Origin of the sequence: Streptomyces sp. SM11, assembly GCF_002910905.1 — a bacterium.
Classification (GTDB): Bacteria; Actinomycetota; Actinomycetes; order Streptomycetales; family Streptomycetaceae; genus Streptomyces.
The window spans coordinates 24383-33429 of record NZ_NEUE01000129.1 but is presented as its reverse complement, the minus strand read 5'-3'; the positions used below and the strand labels follow the sequence as shown (position 1 = coordinate 33429).

The 9047-nt window shown below is 70.2% G+C and carries 8 protein-coding genes and 1 pseudogene; 5 read left to right on the top strand and 4 right to left on the bottom strand.

Going from position 1 to position 9047, the window contains the following annotated elements; translation table 11 throughout:
- Positions 1–994: pseudogene (locus tag B9S58_RS09795) on the top strand (serine hydrolase domain-containing protein); the annotation flags it as partial.
- A 46-nt stretch (positions 995–1040) separates the two neighbouring features.
- Here B9S58_RS09795 and B9S58_RS09790 read toward each other — a convergent pair.
- The 3 genes from B9S58_RS09790 to B9S58_RS09780 form a co-directional block, all read right to left on the bottom strand.
- A complete protein-coding gene (locus B9S58_RS09790) occupies positions 1041–1583 on the bottom strand; it encodes a hypothetical protein (RefSeq protein ID WP_103531727.1) in 543 nt (180 codons plus the stop codon).
- A gap of 54 nt (positions 1584–1637) precedes the next feature.
- On the bottom strand, positions 1638–2798 hold the full coding sequence (locus tag B9S58_RS09785) for a spermidine/putrescine ABC transporter substrate-binding protein (protein ID WP_103531724.1): 1161 nt from the start codon (positions 2796–2798) through the stop codon (positions 1638–1640).
- A 169-nt stretch (positions 2799–2967) separates the two neighbouring features.
- Positions 2968–4407, bottom strand: a complete 1440-nt coding sequence (locus B9S58_RS09780) for a gamma-aminobutyraldehyde dehydrogenase (RefSeq protein WP_103531723.1) — start codon at positions 4405–4407, stop codon at positions 2968–2970.
- Between the two features lie 162 nt (positions 4408–4569).
- Between B9S58_RS09780 and B9S58_RS09775 the strand changes: the two genes are divergently transcribed.
- The 4 genes from B9S58_RS09775 to B9S58_RS09760 all read left to right on the top strand — a co-directional run bounded on the left by B9S58_RS09775 (position 4570) and on the right by B9S58_RS09760 (position 8535).
- Positions 4570–5076 (top strand): Lrp/AsnC family transcriptional regulator, encoded by a 507-nt coding sequence (locus tag B9S58_RS09775; protein ID WP_103531722.1) that lies wholly within the window; start codon positions 4570–4572, stop codon positions 5074–5076.
- On the top strand, positions 5061–6440 hold the full coding sequence (locus B9S58_RS09770; RefSeq protein ID WP_103531721.1) for an aspartate aminotransferase family protein: 1380 nt from the start codon (positions 5061–5063) through the stop codon (positions 6438–6440). The genes B9S58_RS09775 and B9S58_RS09770 overlap by 16 nt, the downstream gene beginning before the upstream one ends.
- 215 nt (positions 6441–6655) lie before the next feature.
- A complete protein-coding gene (locus B9S58_RS09765; RefSeq protein WP_103531726.1) occupies positions 6656–7393 on the top strand; it encodes an ABC transporter ATP-binding protein in 738 nt (245 codons plus the stop codon).
- Positions 7375–8535, top strand: a complete 1161-nt coding sequence (locus B9S58_RS09760) for a hypothetical protein (protein ID WP_103531720.1) — start codon at positions 7375–7377, stop codon at positions 8533–8535. The genes B9S58_RS09765 and B9S58_RS09760 overlap by 19 nt, the downstream gene beginning before the upstream one ends.
- 24 nt (positions 8536–8559) lie before the next feature.
- On the opposite strand, the gene B9S58_RS09755 is transcribed toward B9S58_RS09760, so the two are convergent.
- Complete coding sequence (locus tag B9S58_RS09755) at positions 8560–9015, bottom strand: SRPBCC domain-containing protein (protein ID WP_103531719.1); 456 nt, start codon at positions 9013–9015, stop codon at positions 8560–8562.
- Between the last annotated feature and the right edge of the window lie 32 nt (positions 9016–9047).

Below are 9047 nucleotides of genomic sequence, written 5' to 3'. Positions count from 1 at the left end.
GGTCGGCGGCACCGGTGGGTCGTGGCACGGCAGTGCGGGCCTGCGCGATCTGTCCTCGGGCCGGCCGGCGGTTCCGTCGGGCCGCTTCCGCGCGGGATCGGTGACCAAGGTGTTCACGGCGGCGACGGTGCTGCAACTGGCGGGCGAACAGAAGCTGTCCCTGGACCGCACCGCCCGGCACTACCTGCCGGACCTGATCCCGGCCGCGTAGGGCGGGGTGACCGTACGCCAGTTGCTGAACCACATCAGCGGCATCCCCGCCGCGGACCTGCCGGGCGAGAACCTGGAGGAGTGGTACACGCACCGCTTCGACGTCCATTCCCCGCGCTCCATGGTGGCCTCCGCGACGGCGAAGGAGCGGGAGTTCGCGCCGGGCGTGAGCCAGCACTACCTCAACATCAACTACACGGTGCTGGGACTGCTCATCGAGCGCGTCACCGGGCACGCGTACGCGCGGGAGGTCTCGGACCGGATCCTGCGCCCGCTCGGCCTGCGGTCCACGTACTTCCCCGGTGCCGCCCCCCGGATCCACGGCCCGCACAACCGCGGCTATCAGGTCTTCGCGATGCCGGGCGGGGGCGTCGAGCTGCGGGATGTCACGGTGTGGGGGACGACCGACGGCTGGGCGGCCGGGGACATCATCTCGACCACCGCCGATCTGGAGCGCTTCACTACCGCGCTGTTCGGGGGCCGAGTGGTGCGCGGGCCCCTGCTGGAGGAGATGTTCACGCTGCCCGACGCCTCGGTGCGCGCCTACGGCTCCGGGAAGCCGGCGCAGTTCAGCGCCGGTCTCTCCGTGCTCACCCTGGGCGGCCGCCAGGTGTGGGGCAAGACGGGCGGCCGCTGGGGATACAACACGGCGGTGGCGGCCACCCGCGACCTCTCCCGGACCCTGGTCTACAGCGTCGGCGCGACGGACGCGAAGGGGAAGGACATGAACGCAACGGCGATGGGCATCGTGCTGGCCGCATTCGGCCCGCCGCCCGCCGCGTGAGCCGGTCATGGCCTCGCGAAGACCGAGAGCGCGGGACCCGCGGGCGTCAGGCGCTCGCCGGCACGGGTGCCGGGGTCCCCGCGGCGGCCCGGTCCAGTGCCTCCAGGCGCTTGATCATGCGGCGGACGATCAGCAGTGGGATGACGCCGAAGACCCCGAAGGACATGTCGATCACGCTCCACCAGAACGGGATGTCGCGGATGGGGCCGCAGATCAGGGCGAGCGGAATGATTCCGGCGCAGGCGATCATGCCGAACTCGATGACCCAGATGTTGCGAACCGGGTCGCGGTAGGGGCCGTAGAAGGCGACCGCGATGACCAGGTGGGCGAAGGCCAGCCAGTCGGTGCCGTACAGCATGAAGGGCGTGTCGCGTTCGACGGTGTCGAGCCCTTCGCGGACCCGGGTGATCCACTCCATCAGGCCCGGGAAGTGCTCGGGGACCGGTGAGGCGGAGGCGTCCAGCAGATCCTCGGCCCAGCGGAGTTCGGTGACGAGCGGGAAGGCCGTGAGCCCGCTCAGCACCAGACAGACGATGAAGAAGACCAGCCACCTGCGTATACGCCGTGTGAGGGCGTGTCGCTCACTCATGTCCGCAGCGTACGCCCGCATTTACCTCTCCTTTACGGCACCCCTGTTACGGCTTCACAAGCCGACGATGGAGTTCCACTTCTTGGCGAAGTCCATCCGCTCCTCGGACGTGATGTCGCGTGCGATGGCGAGCCGTTCGCGCATCGCGTCGTCGGGGAAGATCAGCGGATCCTCGGCGAGCGCGGCCGTCTCCTCGTCCTTCGAGGAGGCCAGGACGTCACGGGCGGCGGGGACCGGGCAGACGTAGTTGACCCAGGTGGCGAGTTCGGCGGCGACCTCGGGGTCGTAGTAGTGGTCGACCAGGCGTTCCGCGTTGCGCTTGTGGCGGGCGAGGTTGGGGATCATCAGGGACTCCGCCCAAAGTTCGGCGCCCTCCTCGGGGACGACGAACTCGATGTCGGGGTTGTCGGCCTGGAGCTGGATGACGTCGCCGGAGTAGGCCTGGCAGGCCAGCACGTCGCCGGTGGCGAGGTCCTTGATGTAGTCGTTGCCGGTGAAGCGGCGGATGTGCTTCGAGCGGACCCGCCGCTCCGTCTGCTCGCAGATCTCGTGGAAGTCGTCGGCCGTCCATCGGGTGACGTCGACGCCGTTGCCCTGCATCAGCAGCGCGAACGACTCGTCGAGCCCGGAGAGCAGGGTGACCCGGCCGCGCAGGTCGTCGGCCCACAGTTCCCGCGTGGACCGGATCTCGCGGCCGAGCTTCTTGCGATTGTAGGCGATGCCCGTGATCCCGGACTGCCAGGGGACGCTGTGCCGCCGCCCCTTGTCGAAGGCGGGGTCCCGCAGCTGCGGGTCCAGGTACTTGGCGACGTTGGGCTGCTTCGCGCGGTCCATCTCCTGGACCCAGCCGAGCCGGACGAAGCGGGCGGCCATCCAGTCGCTGATGACGATCAGGTCCCGGCCGGTCTGCTGGTGGTTCATCAGCGCGGGGCTGATCTTCCCGAAGAACTCGTCGTTGTCGTTGATCTCCTCGGTGTACGTGACGGAGATCCCGGTCCGCTTCGAGAAGGCGTCCAGGGTGGGCCGCTTCGACTCGTCGTCGTCGGTGTCGATGTAGAGCGGCCAGTTCGCGAAGTGCAGCGTGGGGTCGGTGGCGGAGCTGTCGCGTCCGGCCCGCTCCCCCGGCTCGACGAAGGCCGCGGGCACCCCGCAGCCGGCCAGGGTGGCGCCGGCCGCTCCCGCCCCGAGGGCGCGCAGCAGGGAACGGCGGGACATGGGGTTCTTCCTGATCGCTCGCACCCGCGCAGAATGCCCGTCGCTGGGCGCGCGGACAATGGACCAAGCGTCCAGCGGGACGGTCCCGTCCCGCACACGTTGTACAGAACGGCCCACGGAGACGGCCCCGGGCCGGAGCCCGGGGCCGTACACCGCGAAGACGCGTGGATCAGTCCTCGATGGACGTCATCACGTGCTTGATGCGGGTGTAGTCCTCGAAGCCGTACGCGGAGAGGTCCTTGCCGTAGCCGGACTTCTTGAACCCGCCGTGCGGCATCTCGGCGACCAGCGGGATGTGGGTGTTGATCCACACGCAGCCGAAGTCGAGGTTCTTGGACATGCGCATGGCGCGGGAGTGGTTCGTCGTCCACACCGAGGAGGCGAGCGCGTACTCGACGCCGTTGGCGTACTCGACGGCCTGCTTCTCGTCGGTGAAGGACTGGACGGTGATGACGGGTCCGAAGACCTCGTGCTGGATGATCTCGTCGTCCTGCTTCAGACCGGAGACGACGGTCGGGGCGTAGAAGTAGCCCTTGTCGCCGACCCGGTGGCCCCCCGCCTCGACCTTGGCATGTGCCGGGAGGCGCTCGATGAAGCCGGTGACCTGCTTCAGCTGGTTGGCGTTGTTGAGCGGGCCGTACGCCACGTCCTCGTCGTCCGGCTGCCCGGTCTTGGTGTCGGCGGCGGCCTTGGCGAGCGCGGCGGTGAACTCGTCGTGGATCGACTCGTGGACCAGCACGCGGGTGGCGGCCGTGCAGTCCTGGCCCGCGTTGAAGAAGCCTGCCTCGGAGACGCCGGCGACGGTCTTGGCGATGTCGGCGTCCTCGAAGACCACGACGGGCGCCTTGCCGCCGAGCTCCAGGTGGACCCGCTTGACGTCCTTGGCCGCGGACTCGGCGACCTGCATGCCGGCCCGTACCGAACCGGTGATGGAGGCCATCGCCGGGGTCGGGTGCTCGACCATGGCGCGGCCGGTGTCCCGGTCGCCGCACAGCACGTTGAAGACGCCCTTGGGCAGGATCTGGCCCATGATCTCGGCCATCAGCACGGTCGACGCCGGGGTGGTGTCGGACGGCTTGATGACGACGGTGTTGCCCGCGGCAAGCGCCGGGGCGAACTTCCACACGGCCATCATCATCGGGTAGTTCCACGGGGCGACCTGGGCGCAGACGCCGACCGGCTCGCGGCGGATGATGGAGGTCAGACCCTCCATGTACTCGCCGGCCGAGCGGCCCTCCAGCAGCCGGGCGGCCCCGGCGAAGAAGCGGATCTGGTCCACCATCGGCGGGATCTCTTCGCTGCGGGTCAGCCCGATCGGCTTGCCGGTGTTCTCCGATTCGGCGGCGATCAGGTCCTCGGCCCGCTCCTCGAAGGCGTCCGCGATCTTCAGCAGGGCCTTCTGGCGCTCGGCCGGCGTGGTGTCCCGCCAGGCGGGGAAGGCCGCCGCCGCGGCCTCCATGGCGGCATCGACATCGGCCTGGCCGGAGAGCGGTGAGGTCGCGTAGACCTCTTCCGTCACCGGGCTGACCACATCGATGGTCCGCCCGTCCGCGGCGTCCCGGAACTCTCCGTTGATGTAGTTGCGCAGACGGCGCACCTCGGTGGTCACAACCACCCCTCCTGTCGGCTGTCCGATGGGTGAGATGTCCACCCTAATCGTTCCGGTGACGCTTTCGACATACCCACCCGCCCCCAACTTCGGATTCAGTCAGATCTGAGCACTCGAACAACGAATTTCATCGATCTGGGGTTGCGAGACAGACGAAGAGCGGTGCATGGTGGGTTCGTGGCCAGTCGCAGCGCAGACTCCAGGACCGGGAACGGATCACCGCCAGCGGTCGATGCCGTCTCCCTCGCAATCATCGAGCAGCTCCAGGAGGACGGACGGCGTCCGTACGCCGCGATCGGCAAGGCCGTCGGCCTCTCCGAAGCGGCCGTGCGCCAGCGCGTCCAGAAGCTGCTCGACCAGGGCGTGATGCAGATCGTCGCCGTCACGGACCCGCTCACCGTGGGATTCCGGCGCCAGGCGATGGTCGGCATCAATGTCGAGGGCGACCTCGACCCGGTGGCCGAAGCCCTGTCGGCCATGGCCGAGTGCGAGTACGTGGTCATGACCGCGGGCTCCTTCGACCTGATGGTGGAGATCGTCTGCGAGGACGACGACCACCTGCTGGAGATGATCAACAAACGCATCCGGCCCCTTCCCGGCGTGCGCTCCACCGAGAGCTTCGTCTACCTCAAGCTCAAGAAGCAGACCTATATGTGGGGAACCCGATAGCCGTGACCAAGGACCTCAGCCGAACCGCGTACGACCACCTGTGGATGCACTTCACCCGCATGTCGGACTACGAGAACGCGCCCGTTCCCACCATCGTGCGTGGCGAGGGAACGTACATCTTCGACGACAAGGGCAAGCGCTACCTGGACGGTCTCTCCGGCCTGTTCGTGGTCAACGCCGGTCACGGTCGTCACGAGCTCGCCGAGACGGCGTACAAGCAGGCCCAGGAGCTCGCCTTCTTCCCGGTGTGGTCCTACGCCCACCCGAAGGCCGTCGAGCTGGCCGAGCGTCTCGCCGGCCACGCCCCGGGCGACCTCAACAAGGTCTTCTTCACCACCGGTGGCGGCGAGGCCGTCGAGACCGCCTGGAAGCTGGCCAAGCAGTACTTCAAGCTCCAGGGCAAGCCGACCAAGTACAAGGTCATCTCGCGTGCCGTCGCCTACCACGGCACCCCGCAGGGCGCGCTGTCCATCACCGGCCTCCCGGCCCTCAAGGCCCCCTTCGAGCCGCTGGTCCCCGGCGCGCACAAGGTGCCGAACACCAACATCTACCGCGCCCCGCTCTTCGGTGACGACCCGGTGGCCTTCGGCCGGTGGGCCGCCGACCAGATCGAGCAGGAGATCCTCTTCGAGGGCCCCGAGACCGTCGCGGCCGTCTTCCTGGAGCCCGTGCAGAACGCGGGCGGCTGCTTCCCGCCGCCGCCCGGCTACTTCCAGCGGGTCCGCGAGATCTGCGACAAGTACGACGTGCTGCTCGTCTCCGACGAGGTCATCTGCGCCTTCGGCCGGCTCGGCACGATCTTCGCCTGCGACAAGTTCGACTACGTGCCGGACATGATCACCTGCGCGAAGGGCATGACCTCGGGCTACTCCCCCATCGGCGCCTGCATCGTCTCGGACCGGGTCGCGGAGCCGTTCTACCAGGGCGGCAACACCTTCCTGCACGGCTACACCTTCGGTGGTCACCCGGTCTCGGCCGCGGTGGGCCTCGCCAACCTCGACATCTTCGAGCGCGAGAACCTCACCCAGCACGTCCTCGACAACGAGAACGCCTTCCTGACGACGCTGCAGAAGCTCCACGACCTGCCGATCGTCGGCGACGTCCGCGGCAACGGGTTCTTCTACGGCATCGAGCTGGTGAAGGACAAGGTCACCAAGGAGACGTTCACCGACGAGGAGACCGAGCGCGTCCTGTACGGCTTCCTCTCCAAGGCGCTGTACGAGAACGGCCTGTACTGCCGGGCCGACGACCGCGGCGACCCGGTCATCCAGCTCGCCCCGCCGCTGATCTCCGACCAGTCGACGTTCGACGAGATCGAGGGCATCCTGCGGGCCGTGCTCACGGAGGCCTGGACGAAGCTCTGACCGTCACCAGGTCCCCCGGCCGACCGCCGTCCAGCGGTCATTTCATACGGTTCACCGGCCCGGATACACCCCTTCGAGTGACAAGGGGGGTATCCGGGCCGCGTGCTGTGCGCTCACACCGGTCCGCCTCTCTACGGTGCCGAGTGACCGATCGGCCGCGTCTTCGTTCCCCCGTACGGGGGACGGGAAATCTGACCTGAACCGAGGTGTACGCCATGGTGGCCCCGCCGGACAACGACGTGATCTGGGCGCGTTCCCTGCACCACTCCCACAACGGATCGCCCGGTCTCGGCGGTGTCTCCATCGGTGTCCAGGACGCCGAGATCCTTGCTGTGACCGGCCCGCGCGGCAGCGGGAAGACCACACTGCTGCACTGCCTCTCGGGCCGGCTGGTGCCCGAGCAGGGCGAGGTCTGGTTCAACAGCGTCCCCGTCCACACCATGGCCCCCCGGGTCCGCGAACAGCTGCGCCGGGAGCGCTTCGGCTGGATCGCATCGGACCCGGAGCTGGTCCCGGAGCTGACCGTCTGGGAGAACGCCGCGCTGCCCCTGCTGCTGCGCGGCGTCTCGCACCGGGCCGCGAGGAAGGCCGCCACCGAGTGGCTGGAGCGCCTGGACATCGCCGCTCTCGCCAAACAGCGGCCGCACGCCCTGCTCCAGGCACAGCGCCAGCGGGTCTCCGTGGCGCGGGCCCTGGCCGCACAGCCGACCGTGATCTTCGCGGACGAGCCGACCGCGACCCTGCACCGCGCGGACCGCACCCAGGTGCTGCGCACCCTGACCACGGCGGCCCGCTCACACGGCATCACCGTGGTGCTGGCCACGCACGACGCCGAGATCGCCGCACTCGCCGACCGGACGGTGGCGCTGCTGGACGGCCGTCGCGTCGCCACCGGCACCCTGCCCGCGGAACCGGAAGCGGAGGGCCGCGCGGCGTGCTCGCTCTCCGTCTAGCCCGCGGTTCGCATCCCCTCGTCCTGGTCCGGCGGCTGCTGGTGGCCGCCGCGTCGGCCGGCGTCGGGTTCCTCCTCCTGTGCACCCTCGGGTACGCCGCCGCGCACCCCGCGTCCGCCGGTTCGGTGCTGCGGCTGCTGTGGTGCTTCGTCCCGCTGGCCGCCACCGTGCAGTTCGCCGTGGCGGTGGCCCGGACCGACCCGAGCACCCGGCCCCGGCCGGGCCTCTCCTCCATGGGCCTCGGACCGGTCCGGCTCTCCGCACTGGCAGCCGTCTCCACGGCCGTCTCCACCACGCTCGGCTCCACGGTGGCCCTGCTCTTCTTCCTGCATCTGCGCGGCGATCTGACCGGGATGCCGTTCGACGGGGGCGCGGCGGAGTTCCTCGGCGCGGGCAGCCCGCTGCCGCCGGCCGCCGCGCTGATGCTGCTGGCGCTCGTCCCGGTGGCCGCGTCGGCCGCGACCGCGCTGGCGCTGCGGTCGCGGCCCGATCCGGCACGGGACGCCTTCGGCTCCGAGGAGCTGCCGGAGCCCGCGCCCGCTCCGGCCGGGCTCCCCTGGGGTGTGGCGCTGACGGCCGCCGGCCTCGCGGTGGAGGCGTACGCGTCACGGGGGACGGCGGGGAACGCGTTCCCGCTGCCCGGCCGGTTCGACGCCACGCCGGTGGCGGTGCTGATCGGGTGGACGCTCACCGCGGTCGGCCTGGCGATGGCCGGCCCGAGCCTGACCCACCTGTGCGGGCGGGCGCTCCAGGCGGTGTGCCCCGGGGCCGTACGGCTGCTGGCCGGGCGGGTCCTGATGAACGAGGCGCGCCGGATCGGCCGCCCGCTCGGGGTGGTCTGCGCGGTGCTGTCCGCGGTGATCGCCGCGTCGGCGCTGTACGGGGGCGACGAGCGCCCGTACGGCCCGCTCACCGCGCTCGGCGCGGTGCTGGTCCTCGGCTGTACGACGGCGACACTGCTGACCTCCGCGCTGGAGGCCAAGCACGCCCGCGCCCACACCGTCGAGGCGCTGCTCAGGATGGGCGCCCCGGCCACCACGCTGCGCAGGGCGACGGCGCTGCGGGCGGGCGCGCTGCTGACCCTGTTCGCCCCGCTGACCTGGGTGATCGCTCAGCTGGCGGCGCTTCCGCTGACGAAGTGAGCCGACCGGGAGCCGCGGGCCGGCTCAGGGACGGGTGGCGAGGCGGGCGGCCAGGGCGTCGAAGAAGGCCTCCCAGCCGTCCTCCGCCGCCGCGTACTGCTCGGCGGTGAGATGGCCGCCGCGCTGCTGGAAGGCCAGCTCCGTGGTCCCGTCACCGAGGTCGCTGAAGGTCACGGTGACGACCTCGCCCTCGGCGTCCTCGGGCGCGGAGGCGTCCAGCAGCGTGAAGACGAGACCGTCGGGCTCACTCACCTCGCGGTAGACCCCGTGGAAGGGCATCTCGACCCCCGGCAGCACGATGACCAGGCTCCACGCGCCGCCGGGCCGCACGTCCATCGCCACCCGGTCCAGGGGGACGTCCGCCTCGCCCCCGTACCAGGCTGCGAAGTCCTCCGGTGAGGTCCAGGCGGCGAAGACCCGCTGCCGCGGGGCGTGCAGGACGCGGGTGAGGTCGATGCCCTCGCGGGTGCCACCGGTCATAATCACGGTCCTTGTCCGATCCGGCCGTCCCC